The sequence below is a fragment of the Candidatus Halocynthiibacter alkanivorans genome (genome assembly GCF_003333265.1).
In the GTDB taxonomy this organism is placed as follows: Bacteria; Pseudomonadota; Alphaproteobacteria; order Rhodobacterales; family Rhodobacteraceae; genus Halocyntiibacter_A; species Halocyntiibacter_A alkanivorans.
In genome coordinates this window covers 57844-76419 of the sequence record NZ_QOLB01000089.1, presented here as the reverse complement: position 1 = coordinate 76419, position 18576 = coordinate 57844, and the positions used below count along the sequence as shown (strand labels likewise).

Sequence of the window (18576 nt, the reverse complement as noted above, 5' to 3'; positions counted from 1 at the left end):
GGGTCTCGCCAAAGGGGATCGCGCACATGGCGGCGCAAACCGCGCGTTGAAAATCAGAGCCCGCCACACGGAGGGGCAGATCAAAGGTGGTCAGACGGTGGTCGAAATAGGCCGCGAGTTGCAACAGCGCCTCGCGCAGCAGTGGTGTGTCATCCACCTCAGCCGCTGCCCCCGACCCTGACACCGCGTCCCCCCAGCTGAGGCGCACAATTGCGCCACCCTCCTCATGAACAGAGAGCGGGCCGACGATGGTGTTGAGGGAAGCAATGGGCATGGGGGCAGAGTGGCGTGTATTTTGGACGGGCACAAGGTGGCGCAAAGAGGTTGCGATGCGAAAATCCTGGCTGCGACCTGCGCCGCGCCAGCACACATAAAAAAGCCCCCGTCGGGATCCGGCGGGGGTCTTTATTTTCAGTTGCCTGCGATTTCTGCGACACCGTATACTGGGCCCGACATACTGGGCCCGACATACTGGGCCCGACTGACAGATCAGTTTTTGCCCGGCACAGCCGGGCCGCCTGACCTTCCCCCCGGGAAGGCGCTTCTCGCCTCCCCAAGCTCAGGCGCGGTTCATATCCAGACCGCTGCCCGACATACAAAACCAGGAATTCCTCCTACTAATCCCGCAACTGGCAACACTATATGCTGACAGTTGCAGGAATAATGTGATCACTCCAAGTCCTCAATCAAGCGCGTCGCTGCAGCGGCCACAGGTGGCGTCGTGGCTGTGGTTGCCGACATCGGGCAGGATTTTCCAGCAGCGCTGACATTTACCGCCATCGGCTTTTTCAAACACCACGCCAACCCCGTCCACTTCCGGCAGGCGGAAGGCTTCGGCCGGGCTGGGGTCGCCGGTCAGGGTCAGACCGGAGGTGATGCAAACATCGGCAAAATCCACCGATTTCAGCAGCTCCAGCACCTCGGTGTCACGCACATGCACGATGGGCGCGGCTTCAAGCGATGCACCGATCACCTTGTCGCGGCGCTGCACTTCCAGCGCGGCGGTGACAGCACGGCGGGTCTGACGGATGTTGGCCCATTTTGCCGCCAGCGGCTCATTGAGCCAGTCCGCAGGGGTTGCCGGCATGTCGGTCAGGTGCAGCGAGCTTTCGTCACCGGGGTAACGTTCAAGCCAGACCTCTTCCATGGTGAAGACCAGGATTGGCGCCAGCCAGGCGGTCAGACGGTGATAGAGGATGTCCAGCACCGTGCGCGCGGCGCGGCGTTCCGGGGTGTCGCCATCGCAGTAAAGCACGTCTTTGCGGATGTCGAAGTAGAAGGCCGACAGATCGACAGTGGCGAAATTGAACACCGCCTGGAACACACCCTGGAAGTCAAAGGCATCATAGCCTTTGCGCACCTGGTGATCGAGTTCGGCCAGACGATGCAGCACCCAGCGCTCGAGCTCGGGCATGTCTTCTGCTTCAACCCGGTCGGCCTCAGTGAACTCTGAAAGAGAGCCCAGCAGGAAGCGCATGGTGTTGCGCAGGCGACGGTAGCTGTCGGCAACCCCTTTGAGGATCTCCGGACCGATGCGCTGATCGGCGGTGTAGTCGACCTGAGCGACCCAGAGGCGCAGAATATCGGCGCCATACTGTTTCACCACCGTTTCGGGCACAATGGTATTGCCGATGGATTTGGACATTTTCATGCCCTTTGCATCCAACGTAAAGCCGTGGGTCACCACGTTGCGGTAGGGTGCGCGCCCGTTGGTGCCGCAGCTTTGCAGCAGCGAGGAATGGAACCAACCGCGATGTTGGTCGGTGCCTTCCATATAGACGTCCGCGATGCCGTCGTCCGAGCCGTCTTCGCGGTCACGCAGCACGAATGCATGGGTGGAACCGGAGTCAAACCACACGTCCAGCACGTCAAACACCTGGTCATAGTCGTCCGCATTGTGGTCCGCGCCGAGGAAACGTTCCTTGGCACCGTCCACATACCAGCAGTCCGCACCTTCGGCCTCAAAGGCCTCGGTGATGCGGGCGTTGACAGCCGGGTCGCGCAGCAGGAAGTTGGGGTCGGTGGGCAGCAAGCCCTTGCGGGTGAAACAGCTGAGCGGCACACCCCAGGCGCGTTGACGCGACAGCACCCAGTCAGGCCGGGTTTCGATCATCGAATAGAGCCGGTTGCGGCCGGTCTGCGGCGTCCAGTTGACCTTGTCGATCGCGGTCAGGGCGCGGGAGCGGATGGTGTCGCCCAGATCGCCCATGCCATCGTCAAGATTGCGGTCAATCGCCACGAACCACTGTGGTGTATTGCGATAGATGATCGGGGCTTTGGAGCGCCAGGAATGCGGGTAGCTGTGTTTGATCTTGCCGCGCGCCAGCAGGCCACCGGCCTCAACAAGCTTGTCCATGATTGCCCGGTTGGCGTTGCCCTCTTTGCCATTGGGCTTGAGGATCGCTTTGCCACCGAAAAACGGCAGGTCGGCGCGGAAACGGCCGTCATCCATCACGTTATAAGTGATGACCTGCTCCAGCATGCCGAGATCACGATAGAGTTCAAACTCTTCCATACCGTGGCTTGGGGCGCAGTGCACAAATCCGGTGCCCTCTTCGTCAGAGACAAAATCAGCGGCGCGGAAGTCACGCAGATCGTCCCATTCGCCATTGGCGCCTTCGACGCCGTGCAGCGGGTGTCTCAGGCGGATCTTTGCGAGATCGTCTGCGGTGACGTCCTGAACGCGGCGGTACATTGTTTTGTCCAGCCGGGCGCGTGACATCACGTCATCGGCCTGGTTGTCAGCAAGGATAAAACGATCGCCCACGTCAGCCCAGCATTCTTCGGGACGCTCTGTGACTTCAAAGAGACCGTAAGAAATGCCGGCGCCGTAGACTACGGCTTTGTTGGAAGGGATGGTCCAGGGCGTGGTGGTCCAGATCACCACCTGAGCGCCGTCAAGCGCCGCGTCCCCGGTCTCAACCACCCGGAATTTGACCCAGATGGTGAAGCTTTCTTTGTCGTGATATTCGACTTCGGCCTCGGCCAGCGCGGTCTGTTCCACCGGCGACCACATCACAGGTTTGGAGCCCTGGTACAGCGTGCCGTTCATCAGGAACTTCATGAATTCCTCGGCGATCACCCGCTCGGCGTGGAAATTCATCGTCAGATAGGGGTTGTCCCAGGTGCCATCGACGCCGAGCCGCTTGAACTCATCGCGCTGAATCCCGACCCAACCCTCGGCAAACTTGCGGCATTCTTGTCTGAAATCAACAATCGCCACGTCGTCTTTGTCTTTGCCCTTTTTGCGGTACTGCTCTTCGATCTTCCACTCAATCGGCAGACCGTGACAGTCCCAGCCCGGGATATAACGCGCGTCGCGCCCCATCATCTGCTGGGAACGCACGATGAAATCCTTGAGGATCTTGTTCAGCGCGTGGCCGATATGCAGGTTGCCGTTGGCGTAGGGAGGGCCGTCGTGCAGGGTGAACGGCGTGCGGTCCTGTTTGGCGCGCAACTTGTCGTAGACACCGATTTTTGCCCAGCGGGCCAGCCATTCAGGCTCGCGTTTGGGCAGGCCGGCGCGCATCGGAAAGTCGGTCTTTGGCAGGTTCAGCGTCGATTTATAGTCGGGAAGTTCAGGCGTATCAGCGCACATGGGATATGTCCTTGGGCGGATGGGATATGGAAATATGTGGGGCGGCGCGGGTGTTCCATACGCCTTGTCCCGGCGGCTCAGACAGTCAGAGCGCCGGGTATATAATTCGAATTATGAGGACCATAGCATGGATCATGCAGGCGTTATACGGCGCGGGCGGCGCAGCGTCCAGCCCCGCTATGCCCGGCCCCTTTTACAATGGTAGCCACCGTTGTTTTGCGCGCGACCCGGGGCTCTGCACCGCGCCGTTGATCCCCGCCTCAACCGGGACGAATTCAGCAACGCGTCCCCCGCCTGTGCGCAGATGTCGCCTTGTGCCCGGCGCAGAACCCACGGATATTGCTGCCGGCAAAAGGAGCCCCGTTATGACCGCCATGCCGCCCCGCTTTGATATCACTTCTGATGAGATCGCCCTGCTGATGACCCGGTTTTATCAAAAGGTGCGCGCCGATGCGGTGCTGGGGCCGGTGTTTGCCGCCCATGTCGGGGCGGAGGACGCGCCCTGGCCGAAGCACGAGGCCAAAATCGGTGCTTTCTGGCGCAACGCAATCCTGTTTGACCGCAGCTACAGCGGCAATCCGATGCAAAAACACCTGGCCGCCCATGGGGTGATAGCGGAGCATTTTGAGATCTGGCTGGCGCATTTTGACGCCACCCTGGCGGAGGTGTTCCCCGAGGGGCGCACCGCAGCATCCTTTTCAGCGCTTGCGCACCGGATCGGCCGCGGCCTGCGCCTGGGTGTCGCGGACCGGGACCGGCCCAAAGGTGCCGTGCCATCGCTTTTCGGCTGAGGCGCTGTTTTTGGGCAGCCGCGCTGTTTGGCTGATCCGTTACTTTTCGACCGAACCGTTGCTCGCGGACCCGCCCTGAGATTTTGCACTGCCAAACAACCCGGCCAGCGCGGTGCTGACGATGGCGGAAACCCGCGGCGCTTTGGTCGCAGTAAAGGGCAAGGGCCGGCACAGCTCGATCGCGGCGACACCCACGCGGGCGGTCAGCGCGCCATTGAGCACGCCTTCGCCAAAACGGCGCGACAGTTTACCGACCAGGGTGCCACCGGCGAAAGATCCGATCATATCATCGCCCACCGCCACCATGCCCGTGGCCACCAGATGGGTCAGCACCGCCCGGGTCAGCCGCCAGCTTCCCAGCGTGCCGCTGCGGCCGCCATAGAGTTCGGCAATGCGGCGGATCATGCGCAGGTTGGCCGACAACGCCGAAATCACATCCACCAGTGGCATCGGCACCAGCGCAGTGATCAGCGCCACCTGACGGGCGGCGGCCTCAACCTCGCGGCGGGCGGCGGCGTCCAGCGGTGCCAGCAATTCGATCTCCGCCAACGCCAGCGCCTGATCCGCGTCAAACAGATCATCGCGCCGGTCCGCCAGCCGCTGGCGCCCCCAGGTCAGCGACACCCGCCCGGCGTAAAGCCTGTCGAGATCTGCCAGCACCGCGCGGGCCGCGGCGAGATCCTCGTCCGCCAGCGCGCCACTGGCCCGGGTGCGGATGCTGTCAAGCTTGCCCAGACGCACAAAGGCCAGCCATTCCCGCAATGCTATGCTGAGCAGCACAAACGCCAGCGCCACAGTGAGCCCCAGCACGCCGTACCCAAGCAGCGCATTTCGGGCGATCAACGCCGCGGTGAAATCATAACTCCACAGCGCCAGCGCCACCGTCATCAAGGTCAGGGTCAGGCGCCAGGCCCAGCGTAAAAGCCGCGACGGGCGTGTGCCCGCCAGCGCCACAACACCCTGCATGGCGCGCCCCGCGCCGCCGGGTTGATGCGCGGAGTGAGACCCCAATTCCGGGCCCAGATCCGGAACCTGAGGCGCATCGGCAGGCGACGGGGCCTCACCGTCAATCTCGAACAGAACCGGGCCAGGTTTACGGGTCATCGCGGTGCTCCATTGTAGAACGCAGTTGCGGGTCGAATGAAAATTTCGGCGACGGCGGCATACCGTGGATTTTCGCTTCTATATCGGAATAACACACGAAATCGCCCGGATGAGGGTCGAATATTGTTTTGGATTGCGGGGTATGTGCAGGTAAAGCGTCGTGATTTTGGCACGGAGCCAGGCCAGATCCGGAGCAAAATGCGCGGGTTTTCACCTTGAGGGCGCGGTAACCGGCTCATCGCAATTTGTCCCCGATCAAGAATTCGGCAACTTGATCCATACGGATATGGGGCGGGCCTTCGCCGGGTTTCAGACAGAGGCGCGCCGGTTCAAACCGCATGAATTCATAATCCGTGTCCAGCCATTTGCCCGCCCCCGCCCGCGCCGGGCCCAGCAGATGCGCCGGGTCTTCCGGCAACTCACCCGGATACAGCGCCGCCTGTTGCCCGGTGGCCAGCCGGCCGCGCACACAGGGCAACATATGGCCGTCATGGCGCACCTCTTCCTCAGTCGTGGCCCGCATCGCCGCGATGGACAGGGCGCGGGTCTCGGCCCCGGCAAAATCGGCACGGTCCCGGGCGTCGCGCAACATGGCTTCGATTACCGCGCTCAGCCGGGGGTGCTGCAAATGGTGCAGATGGTCGGCTTTGCTGGCGGCAAACAATATTTTTTCCACCCGCCGCCCCCGCAGCAGCTGCGTCAGAAAGGCGTTGCGCCCGGGACGGAAGGCGGTGAGGATATCGGCCATGGTCTGGCGCAGGTCCTCGACCGCTTTGGGACCGGTATGGATTGCTTCAAGCACATCCACCAGCACCACCTGACGATCAATCCGGGCAAAGTGATCGCGAAAGAACGGTTTCACGATCTTGCTTTTATAGGCGTTATAGCGGCGTTCCATTTCCCGCCACAGGCTGCCGCGCGCCGGCCGCTCAGGCCGGGCCAGCGGCGCAAAAGTCAGCGCTGGCGAACCGGCCAGATCCCCGGGCAGAATAAAGCGGCCGGGGGTGCAGTCGGAATAGCCACGCGCGCGGGCCTTGTGCAGATAGCCGGTGAAACTTTCCGCCAGGCTGCGGGCTGTGGCTTCATCATGAGGAATATTGGAATCGGTCAAGTCTGACAAAGCGTTATAGCCCGTAGCGCTTTCGCGCGGGCTGATACGTGCAAGTGTGGATTTGGACCAGTCGGCGTAAGAGCGCTCCATAAGCGCCAGATCCAACAGCCATTCACCGGGGTAATCCACGATATCCACATGCAGGGTGCGCGGTCCGGACAGCGCACCCAAAATCCCGCCCGGCCGTACCTTTAAGGACAGGCGCAACTGGGACACCGCACGGGTGCTTTGCGGCCAGTGCGGCTCGGGATCTGACAGCGCCGCCAGGTGGCTTTCATAGTCAAACCGCGCCACGGTGTCATCCGGCTGCGGCTGCAGAAACGCCGCCTCGATCGCACTGTTGGCGCCAAGTCCTGGCATGCGCCCGCGGTCGAGCAGATTGGCCACCAGTGAAGTGATGAACACGGTTTTCCCGGCGCGTGACAGCCCGGTCACCCCGAGCCGCACCACCGGTTCAAACAACGCCTGATGCACCTTGCGCTGGCTCATCTCCAACTGGCGCGTCACCCGGTCTGCAATATCGCCAAGGCTCACTGGCTGCCCCTCATCGTCAAATTAACAATGTCAAAAGTCACAAGCATTAACATAGGCATGGCAGGGCCACAGCACCAGTGGCCTGCAACAGTAATCCACAGCGGTCTTCACAGAGGGACTTCACAGCACCGCTGAGGGATTGCCCGCCCGCCGCGGGCGCGCTATGGGAAAGCATGCCCCGTTATGCTCTTTTGATCGAATATCACGGCGCGCCCTTCCACGGATGGCAGCGCCAGAAACAACACCCTTCTGTGCAGCAGGCGGTCGAAGAGGCCATTTGCCGGCTGGAGCCCGACGCGCCGGGCATTGGCGCCGCCGGGCGCACCGATGCCGGGGTGCACGGGCTTGGCCAGGTCGCCCATTGTGACATGGCGCAGGACTGGGATCCGTTCCGGCTGGCGGGGGCGCTGAACTACCACCTGAAGCCCAACCCGGTCTCCATCGTCGATGTGGCGCAGGTGGCGGATGACTTTCACGCCCGGTTTTCCGCGGTGGAACGGCGCTACCTGTTCCGCCTCGTCAGCCGCCGCGCGCCGGTGACGCACGACGCTGGTCTGGTGTGGCAGGTCGGTCATGATCTTGACGCCGGCGCGATGCAGGAGGCGGCCAACCACCTGTTGGGGCTGCATGATTTCACCACTTTCCGCTCCACCATGTGCCAGAGCGACAGCCCGGTGAAAACGCTGGATGAGCTGCGGGTTGAGGTGCAGGACTACCCCCATGGCCGCGAATTCCGCTTTTATGTGCGGGCGCGTAGTTTCCTGCACAACCAGGTGCGCAGCTTTGTCGGCACTCTGGAACGCGTGGGCGCCGGGTCCTGGCAACCCAACGAGGTCCGGCAAGTGCTTGAGGCATGCGACCGCGCCGCCTGTGGTCCGGTCTGCCCACCCCAGGGTCTCTACCTCGCCGGAGTCGGGTATCCGCAAGACCCGTTCGACCAAAACCAGCAGTGATGCGCCAGGAAAAAAGCGTGGGGCCGACCAGGCCCCACTCCGTTTGGTCACCTCTGCCTGAGGTACTCAGACCGGCGCTTTGGCACGTCTTCTGGCGCGTTTATCGCGAAACAGCGAATAGAGCCCGCTGAGCACGATGATGCTGCTGCCCACCAGCGTCAGCATATCCGGGCGTTCACCAAACACCAGCACGGCGAGCACCAGCGCAAACACCAGCCGTGTATAGCGGAATGGCGCCACCACCGAGACTTCGCCGCTGCGCATCGCCACCGTCAGCGCGTAATAGGCGTAAACCCCGATCACAGTTGCCCCGGTGAGTTGGGCGGACACCAGCAGCGTCGGCAGGACCAGCCCGCCGGAAAAGGCCAGCGCGATCAGCCCGGCCGGGATCAGCATGAAAAACCCGTAAATGCCCAGTTGCATATGGCTCAGCGCCGGCGGTGCTGCCCGTGTCGCCAGATCGCGACCGGCAAAACCAAGCATGCCGACAAGTGCGAACAATGTGCTGGGGGCAAAACCGTCGACACCCGGGCGCAGCACCAGCAGCACCCCGGCAAAGCCGACGAATATCGCAGTCCAGCGCCGCCAGCCCACCTGTTCGCCGAAAAACAGCGCCGCCCCCATTGCCACCACCAGCGGTGTTGCCTGCAGAATGGCTGAGGCGGTGGCCAGCGGTGCCAGCGCGATGGCCAGCGTATAACCCAGCCTTCCGGTGATTTCACAGACCGCGCGGATCCCCATCGCCCGGCTGAACGCGGCGCGCGGCAGCAGGGCTTCGCCACGCCGCAGGGTGAGGGCGCAGAAGATGAGCATGCCGCCAAGGCCAAACAGCAGCATGATTTCGCCCGCCGGCAGCATCGCGGCGGCGGATTTGATGAACATGTCTTCCAGCGCAAAACCGGCCATGGCCAGCACCATCATCAGGCTGCCGCGTGTATTGTCCATCAACTGACCCTGTCTCTTTAAAATGATCTTTTTACCGTGCAACTTTGGGCCAGGAGCCGCACGTTGCACAAATTGTTTCTCACGCCGCAAGGGTGGCATTTTGTCATCGGTACTATTGGGTAGATACGCTGTCAGAGGCCGTCTTCAGGTTTCCAGCCGGGCTGGGTTTCAAAACAGGCCGCCTCTGGGTCTGCCTGGTCCCAGATTGGGCGATCACGGCAATAAATCACCACCTGCACCGCGAGATCTTCCGCGTTCTCCATACTGCCCAGCGTCAGGGTGCCGTGGCCCGGCATGCCGCTGTTCTGGCCCATGATCGGGCAGCCACAGCCGGGGCAGAAGCTTTTGGTGACGGTGTTTCCGGCACCGGATGTGTAGCTGAAAGTGGACGTTTCGCCCTGCAGGCTCAGCGCCGTGAGCGGGAACATCGCACCGGTGCTGTGGCCCGCGCCACTGATTTTGCGGCATTCCGCGCAATGGCATTGCGCCACCACCACCGGCGGGCCCTGGACAGAATAGCGGACGGCACCACAGAGGCAGGCCCCGGTGTAGGTTTTGGCAGTGTTGGTTTGGGCAGTGTTGGTTTTTGCACTAACGGTCATGAATGCATCCTTTGCTTGCGGCCACCCTGGGTCAGGGTGCCGCAAATGGGAATGCCAAATCTGTCGACCAGTGCCATAAAAATCGCCGCCAAGCCGGGGACAGGTTCTGCCGCCGGGACTTCAACCGCAGTCACCAGTACGAAAATCTCCGTCAATGAAGACGCTGCCACCTGTGGGACAGAGCGCGCGCGGTGGAAAAGCGGACACGGCCAGGGGCGCGCAATTCCTCGTCACAGAAAACGCCGCCATGCGAGGGACAGAGTGCACGCGGTGGGAATGCGGACACAGTCTGAGGCGCGGAAATAGCCGTCATAAAAAACGCCGCCACCCGGTGGGGCAGCGGCGTTCCAGTATTCAGGTCCGGGCCGGGTTACGCGGAGCGGATCCGGGCGGCGGAGAATTTGAACTCGGGGATTTTGCCCACCGGATCAAGCGCATCATCGGTCAGCACATTGGCCGGCGCTTCGCGGAAACAAAACGGCATGAACAACATGCCTTCAGTCACATCCCGGTCGGCGCGCAGGGTCAGGGTGACCTCGCCACGGCGGGTTTCAACGGTCACCTGCTGGCCACGTTCAAAGCCCATACGGCCGATGTCACGCGGGTGCATACCAACGATGGCTTCGGGTTCCTGGGCGTTGAGCGCCTCAGAAGTCCGGGTCATTGAGCCGGTGTGCCAGTGCTCCAGCAGACGTCCGGTGGTCAGCACCAGCGGGAAGTCTTCGTCCGGCAGCTCATTGGGCGGCATCAGATCGGTGGGCACGATTTTGGCGCGGCCAGATGCGGTGGGGAAGCCTTGGGTAAAGATGACTTCCTGCCCGTCAGCACCGGGGGTTTTGACCGGGTAACAGACCGCGTTTTCCGTCTCCAGCCGTTCCCAGCTGATGTTGTTGAACGAGGGCATCATATTGGCCATTTCCGCGAACACGTCGGAGATGTCGTTATACCCCCAGTCCTGACCCAGGCCGGCGGCAAGATCGGAAATCACCTGCCAGTCGGGGCGGGCTTCGCCGGGCAGCGGGATCAGCTGACGGCCCATCTGGATCTGACGGTTGGAGTTGGTGAAGGTGCCGACCTTTTCCGCATGGGAAGACGTTGGCAGGATCACATCGGCATGCCAGGCGGTTTCGGTCAGGAAGATATCCTGCACCACCAGGTGTTCCAGTTTGGCCAGACCGGCACGGGCGTGACGCTGATCCGGGTCGGACATGGCAGGGTTTTCACCCATCACATACATACCTTTGATCGTGTCCGCATGGATCGCGTGGATAATTTCAACCACGGTCAGACCGCGCACAGGATCGAGCGTGCGGCCCCAGGCGTCCTCATATTTGGCGAGGATGTCGCTTTCCACCGGTTTGTAATCGGGGAAGAACATCGGGATCAGACCGGCATCAGAGGCGCCCTGAACGTTGTTCTGGCCGCGCAGTGGGTGCAGGCCGGTGCCGGGACGGCCAATCTGGCCAGTGATCAGCGACAGCGCGATCAGACCACGCGCATTGTCGGTGCCGTGCACGTGCTGGGAAATGCCCATGCCCCAGAAGATGATCGAACGCTTTGACGTCGCATAGAGCCGGGCGATTTCGCGGATCTGGTCGGCAGGCACGCCGGAGATCGGTTCCATCGCTTCGGGGGTGAAGTCGACGGTTTTCGCCTTCAGCGCTTCAAAGCCGTCAACATTGGCGTCGATATAGTCCTGGTCGTAGAGGCCTTCGGTGATGATCACATTGATCATCGCGTTCAGCATCGCCACGTCGCGGCCAGGTTTGAACAGCACCGAATGGGTGGCGTGGCGCATCAGGCGCTGGCCACGAGGGTCCATCACGATCAGCGTTTTGCCAGCCTTGGCCGCCTGTTTGAAATAGGTCGCGGCGACCGGGTGGTTCTGTTCGGGGCGCGAACCGATGACGATGATACAATCGGCATCATCTGCAGCGGTGAAGGGTGCGGACACCGCGCCGGAGCCGACACCTTCCATCAGTGCGGCCACCGAGGAGGCGTGACACAGACGGGTGCAGTGGTCGACGTTGTTGGTGCCAAAACCCTGACGGATCAGTTTCTGGAACAGGTAGGCTTCTTCATTGGAGCCTTTGGCGGAGCCAAAACCACAAAGTGCCGGGCTGCCGTCTTTCTCGAGGATCTTCTTGAAACCACCGGCAGCGCGTTCCATCGCCTCTTCCCATGTCGCTTCGCGGAAGACGTCATTGAGGGTGGCGAAGGTCAGATCGATATCGCCGGCTTTGGGCGCATCGTCGCGGCGGATCAAAGGTTTGGTCAGTCGTTTGGGCGACATGACGTAATCCATGCCGAAGCGGCCTTTGATGCAGAGCTTGCCACGGTTGGCGGGGCCTGCTGCGCCGTCGACTTTGATGATCTTGCCGTCTTTGACCGAGACTTCGGTCTGACAACCCACACCACAGAACGGGCAGACCGATTTGATCACCTCGTCGGCGTAGAGTTCGCGTTTGGTGTTGTCCTCATTGAGAACGGTTTTTTCCATCAGCGCGCCGGTCGGGCAGGCCTGGACACATTCACCACAGGCCACACAGGAGCTGATGCCCATCGGGTCGTCAAGGTCAAACACCGGCAGCGCATGGGAGCCGCGGTGGCCCATGCCGATCACGTCATTGACCTGAACTTCGCGACAGGCGCGTTCACACAGGTTGCACGAGATACAGGCGTCGAGGTTGACGGCGATCGAGGGGTGGGACGCGTCGCGGAAGATGCTGTCGACCGGGATTTCCGATTTGGCACCGGGACGGGTCGAGGGGAAGCGGGTTTCATCGAGCCCGGCCAGTTCGGCCTGGGTCCAGAAATGCGCTTCGGGATCGGGGCTTAACTCACGCGCTGGCATGTCAGAGGCCAGCAGTTCGAAGACGATTTTACGGTTCTTTTCAACGCGTTCGCCACCGGTGGAGACTTTCATGCCGTTTGAAGGCAGGCGCTGACAGGAGGCGGAAAGCACACGTTCGCCGTCCACTTCCACCATACAGGCGCGGCAGTTGCCGTCCGAGCGGTATTCATCGCTGTCTTTGAAACAGAGATGCGGGATGGCGGTGCCTTCGCGCTTGGCGATCTGCCAGATGGTTTCGCCGGCGGCCGCTTCGACTTCTTTTCCGTCGAGTTCAAATTTGATGGAGTCGCTCATGACAGATCCTCGGGGAAAAATTCGATGAGATGGGCAACACAATTGCCCGCCGCCTGGCCGAGGCCACAGATGGAACTGTCACGCATCACCATCATCAGGTCGCCCATCAGATCGGTGTCGCGGCTGCCGTCTTTCAGCAGGGAGACCATTTTTTCGGTGCCGGAGCGACACGGGGTGCACTGGCCGCAGCTTTCATGGGCAAAGAATTCCATGGTGTTCAGCGCTGCCCCACGGATGTCGTCCTGATCGGACAGGATCACCACCGCGTGGGAGCCGACAAAACCGCCAAAGGGTTCAAAGCTGCCGAAATCCATCGCTTTGTCGGCCATGGAGGCCGGGAAGATGCCACCAGACGCGCCACCGGGCAGGAAGGCTTTGAAGTCGTGACCCTCGGCAATGCCGCCGCAATAGTCGTTGATCAGGTCGATCAGCGGGATACCGGCGGGCGCCAGTTTCACGCCGGGCTCTTTAACGCGGCCGGAGACCGAGAAGGAACGCAGCCCGTGGTGCTTGTCGCTGTGGCCCTGAGAGGAGAACCAGTCGGCGCCGTTTTCCAGAATGTCGGGGATCCAGGCCAGGGTTTCGATATTGTGGTTCAGGGTCGGACGGCCAAACAGGCCTCTTTCCGCGATATAGGGCGGACGGTGACGCGGCAGGCCACGTTTGCCTTCGATGCTTTCGATCATCGCGCTTTCTTCGCCGCAGATATAGGCGCCGGCGCCGCGACGGATCTCAAACCCGGTGGAGAGCAGACCGGCGGCCTCAAGCGCATCACGTTCGCGGTGCAGGATTTCCAGCACGGCAGGGTATTCGTCGCGCATATACATGTAGATTTTATCGCAACCGACCACATGGGCGGCGATCAGCGCGCCTTCAAACATGCGGTGGGGCTGGCGTTCCAGCCACCAGCGGTCCTTAAAAGTGCCGGGCTCGCCTTCGTCGCCGTTGATGGTCATCAGACGCGGCGCCTGGTAACCGCGCACAAAACCCCATTTGCGGCCGGCCGGGAATCCGGCGCCGCCAAGGCCGCGCAGATTGGCGTCTGACATGGTGGACACGGCTTCATCGGCGGTGATGTCGCCGGCCAGCACGCGGGCCAGCATTTTATAGCCGCCCTTGGCCTGGTAAGCGGCGAGGTCTTCATAGTCCGGGATTTCGACGATGACTTCGCCACGCGCGGCCAGATCGACGAGAATCGGCACTGTCGCATTATCGACCGCACGTTTGCCGATCTGAGCGGCAGGTGCGGTGTCACAACGGCCAATACAAGGCACGTTCTGCACCCGGATCTGGCTGGCGTCGGTGACGTCTTTGAGCGCGTTGATGATGGTGTCAGCACCCGCCATGGAACAGGACAGCCCGTCACAGACGCGGATGGTCAGGGGTGCCGGACCCGCTTCGCCTTCTTTGACTATGTCAAAGTGGTGATAAAAGCTGGCGACTTCAAACACTTCGGCCTGGCCGATGCGGAACTCGTCAGCCACAGCGGCCAGATTGGCGGCGGACAGCTGGCCGGTGCCGTCCTGGATCAGGTGCAGCGCTTCGATCAGAAGATCGCGGCGGCGGGGCATGTCGCCCAGAAGTGCACCCACTTCGGCGGACGCGGTTTCTTCCACCTGCCGGCCTTTAGGCAGGCTGATATCACGACGCATGGTATTGCGCTTGGCTGGCTGATCCATAACTGGCTCTTTCTTACGCGGGAGTCCCAAAGGGCAATATGGGGCAATTCGCGGCCAAGTCATAAACTGCAGGCGACAAAAGGATGTTCAGATCCGACATTGCGGATCTGACGCAGTTTTTTGTCAGGCGGGACGGAAACGCGTGGCGAGACTTTTGGCGCCTTTGGCCAGCGTCAGCGTATCAAGGCCAACAGCGGTGAACACCGTGCCCTGGTCGATATAGTGGCGGATTTCATCATCCTGCAGCGACAGGATGCCGGCGGGCACCCCAAGCTCATTCAGGCGGGTGATGGCCTTGTCGATCACCGCCACAACATCGGGGTGAGACCCCTGCCCTGGAAGGCCCATGGAAGCGGACAGATCCGCCGGGCCGATAAAGATACCATCCACGCCGTCGGTGAGAGCAATTTCGTCGAGATGCTCCATGGCTTCGATGGTTTCGACCTGCAGCAACAGGCAGAGTTCGTCTTCGCAACTGGTGAAATAATTCTCCACCGTATTGAAGCGGGTGGCGCGGGTCATGCCGGCCATGCCACGGACGCCGCGCGGCGCATAGCGGGTGGCGGCGACAGCGCGGGCGGCCTCTTCCGGGTTTTGCACCTGGGGGATCAACAGCGTCTGAGCGCCAAGATCGAGATAGCGTTTGATCAGCGCCACGTCGTTTTCCACCGGGCGCACCACCGCCTGAGTGCCAGCGGCCTCCAGGCTTTGCAGTGCCGGCAGCACGTCCAGCACGTCCTGGGGCGCGTGTTCGCAATCCACCAGCACCCAGTCAAAGCCCATATGGCCCAGCAGTTCTGCACAACCCGGCAGCGAGTTCCACATGCCGATCTGTTGCTGGCCGGCTTTGATCGCGGCTTTAAATTTGTTTTCAGGCAGTTTCATTCAGCTCTCCAGCAAAGTCGCGACCCGGCGCAGGGCCAGATCATAGCCCTGCACGCCGAACCCGGCGAGCACCCCGTCGGCGCGCTGGCTGACATAGGAATGGTGCCGGAAAGATTCGCGTTGATGTACGTTCGAAATATGCACCTCGATCACCGGACCGTCAAAAGTGTGCAGCGCATCCAGGATGGCCACCGAGGTGTGGGTATAGGCGGCAGGATTGATGATGATCGCAGCGGCGTTGTCGCGCGCCAGCTGGATCTGGTCGACCAGGGTGCCTTCATGGTTGGTCTGGAAAAACTCAACCGCCAGACCCAGTTCAGAGGCCAGGTTTTCGCAATTGGCCTGCACATCGGCAAGGGTGACAGAACCGTAGATTTCGGGCTGGCGTTTGCCCAGCAGGTTCAGGTTCGGTCCATTCAGTATGTAGACTTTCCGCGTCATCTCGTCTGCCCTCAGGTTAAGGTGTTGATGTGTCTTAGCCTATTGCAGCGCACGGGGAGAAGACAATTCTGGTGCGGCGTGGAATCTCTTGCTCTGAACAGCAGACGGGCGCGGCGCGCCGTATTCCGCCCGGGAGCCCATTGGCTACAGGGAAATAGTGCGGGCTGCGCAAATTGGGTTGGCCTGCACTGACGAGCGCAGGTGACTTATGAATTTTTTAGCCTGGCACCGCCGGGCCGCGCCTGACCTTCCCCCGGGAAGGCGTTTCATACCTCCCCAAGGTCAGGCGCGAGGCGATTTAAACCAACTTTTGAGAGTCAAATCCAGCGTCATGGCCTGTTAATCCTGCCCTTGACCAGCACGCTTTGCGGACCCGTCCAAAGAGGTAGCGCACCGTCCAGAACCCGTCGGAGAGTCCCGGGTTTATGGCGGCTAAACAGTGCCGGGCGCGCCAGCCAAGAAAAAAGCCACAGCGCGATAACGCTGTGGCTTTGTTTTAGATCAGGAGCGCAAGTGTGCGCTCAGGCCCGGTGTTCAGACCTGGTGTTCAGACCTGGCGTTCAGGTTTTTTTACGTGTTGGCATCGCGTTGGCACCACGTGCAACCCGGGGTTTGCGCAGAGACTTGGAAGGGTCGGCGCTGAAGTTTGGCTTGGCAGGTTTGGCCGCCGGTTTGCCAGCGGGTTTGCCCGCAGGCGCATCGCCATATTTACCACGTGGTTTGTCGCTTGGCTTGCCACGGGGTTTGTCACCGTATTTGCCCGCAGGTTTGTCACCATACTTACCAGCCGGTTTGTCGCCGTATTTGCCGGCAGGTTTGCCACCCTCAGAGGGTTTGGAACGCTCTTTATAGGGGCGCACGGAGTCAGAGAAACCGTCGCCTTTGGGTTTGCGCTCGTGCGGGCTGGATTTGGGCCCACGGTCATTGCGCGCAGGACGGCCCTCTTCGCGGTCATAGCCACCACTGGGTTTGTCGCCATAGCTGCCGCGTGGTTTGTCGTCGCGGTTGCCGCGTGGTTTGTCGCCATAGCCGCCACGATCACGGTCACCGCCGCGGGGTTTGTCGCCAAATTTGCCGCCTGGACGGCCGCCGGGTTTGCCGGCGGGACGGCCTTTGCGTTGCGCCAGTACCGGAGGTTTGTCGAGGATCTGCACTTTGACGCCGTCTTCCAGCTCCTGGGCAGCGCCAATGGCGGATTTGAACGCGTCAAAGGAACCCTGGGCGATTTCAACAAAGCTTTCTTTGTCCTGGATGCGGATCGCACCAATGGCATCGCGGTTGATATCGCCGCCACGGCAGACCATCGGCAGCAACCAGCGCGGGTCGGCGTTCTGGTCATAACCGATCGCCAGCGAGATCCAGGTCGAGGGGCCAAAGGCTTCGCGTTTGGGCGGCGCGTCAGTGTTGACGGTGGCGATCTCTTCCGGAGCAGAATGTTTCTCGGAATAGAAACGCACCAGGGCGGCAGCCAGCGCGTCGGCGTTGTGGCCCCCGGTCAGCATTTCGACCATCTCGCGCTCTTCGTCTTTGATCTCAGCGGTCAGCGCTTCGTGGGTCATCAGACGTTCAACGTCTTTTTTGCGCACGTCATCGGCGGTGGGTGGGGATTCCCATTCGGCCGTCACTTTGGCGAATTGCAGCAGGCGCTCGGCTTTTTTGCGCATGCGCACCGGCACCATAAGCGCCGAAATACCTTTGCGGCCAGCGCGGCCGGTCCGACCCGAGCGGTGCAGCAGAGTTTCAGCGTTGGAGGGCAGATCGGCGTGGATCACCAGTTCCAGACCCGGAAGGTCAATGCCACGGGCGGCCACATCGGTGGCGATACAGACCCGGGCGCGACCGTCGCGCATCGCCTGAAGCGCGTGGGTGCGTTCGGCCTGGGACAACTCGCCCGACAGCGCCACCACGGAAAAACCACGGTTGGAGAAGCGGGCCAGCATCCGGTTCACGGTGGCACGGGTGTTGCAGAATACCAGTGCGTTCTGGGCCTCATGGAAACGCAGCATATTGATGATGCCGTTTTCCAGGTCCGCCGGGTTTACCGGCAGCGCACGGTAGGAAATGTCCGAGTGCTGTTTGGCTTCGGACTTGGTCTCGATGCGTTTGGCGTCTTTTTGGAAGTTGCGCGCCAGGTTGGCGATGCCGCGCGGCACGGTGGCGGAAAACAGCAGGGTGCGGCGCTCATCCGGGGACTCACCCAGGATGAATTCCAGGTCTTCGCGGAAGCCCAGGTCCAGCATCTCATCGGCTTCATCCAGCACCGCGGCGCGGATGTTGCTCAGGTCCAGCGAGTTGCGCTGAATATGGTCGCGCAGCCGGCCCGGCGTGCCGACAACAATATGGGCGCCCCGCTCCAGCGCGCGTTTTTCGGTGCGGTAATCCATGCCACCCACACAGGAGACCACCCGGGCGCCAGTGAATTCATAGAGCCATTGCAGTTCGCGCATCACCTGCAGCGCCAGTTCGCGCGTTGGCGCGATCACCAGCGACAGCGGGGCGCCGGCGGCGGGCAGTTTATCGGCGCCTTCCAGCAGGGTCGGCGCGATCGCAATACCAAAACCAACGGTCTTGCCCGAGCCGGTCTGGGCCGACACCAGCAGATCCTGGTCTTCCAGCTCTGGCTTGGTCACTTCCAGCTGAACCGGGGTCAGATTTTCATACCCACGCTTGGCCAGGGCTTTTGCCAGGGGCGGCACAGTGGTTTGAATATCTTGCATGAGGGAGCCTTTCACAGGGGCGCGGGTAGGGCGGATATAGGAAAGGCCCGCTCCTACGCGGAACGGGC

13 protein-coding genes are annotated in these 18576 nt (G+C 61.6%); 2 read left to right on the top strand and 11 right to left on the bottom strand.

Annotated elements, in window-relative coordinates:
* Positions 1-274, bottom strand: a 274-nt coding sequence (locus DWA01_RS10585; protein WP_419186995.1) for a methylated-DNA--[protein]-cysteine S-methyltransferase, incomplete at its 3' end; no start/stop codon positions are given.
* Positions 275-682: 408 nt separating this feature from the next.
* Complete coding sequence (ileS, locus tag DWA01_RS10580; protein ID WP_114285803.1) at positions 683-3598, bottom strand: isoleucine--tRNA ligase; 2916 nt, start codon at positions 3596-3598, stop codon at positions 683-685.
* 365 nt (positions 3599-3963) lie between these two features.
* Here ileS and DWA01_RS10575 point away from each other — a divergent pair, with 365 nt between their 5' ends.
* Positions 3964-4389, top strand: coding sequence for a group III truncated hemoglobin (locus tag DWA01_RS10575; RefSeq protein WP_114285802.1), 426 nt, complete (start codon positions 3964-3966; stop codon positions 4387-4389).
* A 39-nt stretch (positions 4390-4428) separates the two neighbouring features.
* Here the strand turns inward: DWA01_RS10575 and DWA01_RS10570 are convergent, their stop codons facing one another.
* Complete coding sequence (locus DWA01_RS10570) at positions 4429-5493, bottom strand: YcjF family protein (RefSeq protein ID WP_114285801.1); 1065 nt, start codon at positions 5491-5493, stop codon at positions 4429-4431.
* A 235-nt stretch (positions 5494-5728) separates the two neighbouring features.
* Positions 5729-7138 (bottom strand): YcjX family GTP-binding protein, encoded by a 1410-nt coding sequence (locus tag DWA01_RS10565; protein WP_200832547.1) that lies wholly within the window; start codon positions 7136-7138, stop codon positions 5729-5731.
* A 173-nt stretch (positions 7139-7311) separates the two neighbouring features.
* Here DWA01_RS10565 and truA point away from each other — a divergent pair, with 173 nt between their 5' ends.
* Positions 7312-8091, top strand: a complete 780-nt coding sequence (gene truA / locus DWA01_RS10560) for a tRNA pseudouridine(38-40) synthase TruA (protein ID WP_114285800.1) — start codon at positions 7312-7314, stop codon at positions 8089-8091.
* Positions 8092-8157: 66 nt separating this feature from the next.
* Here truA and DWA01_RS10555 read toward each other — a convergent pair whose 3' ends face one another.
* The 7 genes from DWA01_RS10555 to DWA01_RS10525 form a co-directional block, all read right to left on the bottom strand.
* The gene (locus DWA01_RS10555; protein WP_114285810.1) at positions 8158-9036 is read right to left on the bottom strand and encodes a DMT family transporter; all 879 of its coding nucleotides are present in this window, start codon (positions 9034-9036) and stop codon (positions 8158-8160) included.
* Positions 9037-9167: 131 nt separating this feature from the next.
* Positions 9168-9638 (bottom strand): GFA family protein, encoded by a 471-nt coding sequence (locus tag DWA01_RS10550; RefSeq protein ID WP_114285799.1) that lies wholly within the window; start codon positions 9636-9638, stop codon positions 9168-9170.
* Positions 9639-10008: 370 nt separating this feature from the next.
* A complete protein-coding gene (fdhF, locus tag DWA01_RS10545) occupies positions 10009-12786 on the bottom strand; it encodes a formate dehydrogenase subunit alpha (protein WP_114285798.1) in 2778 nt (925 codons plus the stop codon).
* Entirely contained in the window at positions 12783-14465 is a 1683-nt protein-coding gene (locus DWA01_RS10540) for an NAD(P)H-dependent oxidoreductase subunit E (RefSeq protein ID WP_114285797.1), read from the bottom strand. The genes fdhF and DWA01_RS10540 overlap by 4 nt, the downstream gene beginning before the upstream one ends.
* A 123-nt stretch (positions 14466-14588) precedes the next feature.
* Positions 14589-15350: an HpcH/HpaI aldolase family protein gene (locus DWA01_RS10535; RefSeq protein WP_114285796.1), complete on the bottom strand. Its 762-nt coding sequence runs from the start codon at positions 15348-15350 to the stop codon at positions 14589-14591.
* Entirely contained in the window at positions 15351-15791 is a 441-nt protein-coding gene (gene aroQ, locus DWA01_RS10530; protein ID WP_114285795.1) for a type II 3-dehydroquinate dehydratase, read from the bottom strand.
* Positions 15792-16351: 560 nt separating this feature from the next.
* The gene (locus DWA01_RS10525) at positions 16352-18508 is read right to left on the bottom strand and encodes a DEAD/DEAH box helicase (RefSeq protein WP_114285794.1); all 2157 of its coding nucleotides are present in this window, start codon (positions 18506-18508) and stop codon (positions 16352-16354) included.
* Positions 18509-18576: the final 68 nt, after the last annotated feature.

What these genes read in the sequence shown, in the direction of transcription:
- ileS (WP_114285803.1), bottom strand. Translation starts at nt 3,598, where the DNA reads ATGTGCGCTGATACGCCTGAACTTCCCGACTATAAATCGACGCTGAAC.
- DWA01_RS10575 (WP_114285802.1), top strand. Translation starts at nt 3,964, where the DNA reads ATGACCGCCATGCCGCCCCGCTTTGATATCACTTCTGATGAGATCGCC.
- DWA01_RS10570 (WP_114285801.1), bottom strand. Translation starts at nt 5,493, where the DNA reads ATGACCCGTAAACCTGGCCCGGTTCTGTTCGAGATTGACGGTGAGGCC.
- truA (WP_114285800.1), top strand. Translation starts at nt 7,312, where the DNA reads ATGCCCCGTTATGCTCTTTTGATCGAATATCACGGCGCGCCCTTCCAC.
- DWA01_RS10555 (WP_114285810.1), bottom strand. Translation starts at nt 9,036, where the DNA reads ATGGACAATACACGCGGCAGCCTGATGATGGTGCTGGCCATGGCCGGT.
- DWA01_RS10550 (WP_114285799.1), bottom strand. Translation starts at nt 9,638, where the DNA reads ATGACCGTTAGTGCAAAAACCAACACTGCCCAAACCAACACTGCCAAA.
- fdhF (WP_114285798.1), bottom strand. Translation starts at nt 12,786, where the DNA reads ATGAGCGACTCCATCAAATTTGAACTCGACGGAAAAGAAGTCGAAGCG.
- DWA01_RS10540 (WP_114285797.1), bottom strand. Translation starts at nt 14,465, where the DNA reads ATGGATCAGCCAGCCAAGCGCAATACCATGCGTCGTGATATCAGCCTG.
- DWA01_RS10535 (WP_114285796.1), bottom strand. Translation starts at nt 15,350, where the DNA reads ATGAAACTGCCTGAAAACAAATTTAAAGCCGCGATCAAAGCCGGCCAG.
- aroQ (WP_114285795.1), bottom strand. Translation starts at nt 15,791, where the DNA reads ATGACGCGGAAAGTCTACATACTGAATGGACCGAACCTGAACCTGCTG.
- DWA01_RS10525 (WP_114285794.1), bottom strand. Translation starts at nt 18,508, where the DNA reads ATGCAAGATATTCAAACCACTGTGCCGCCCCTGGCAAAAGCCCTGGCC.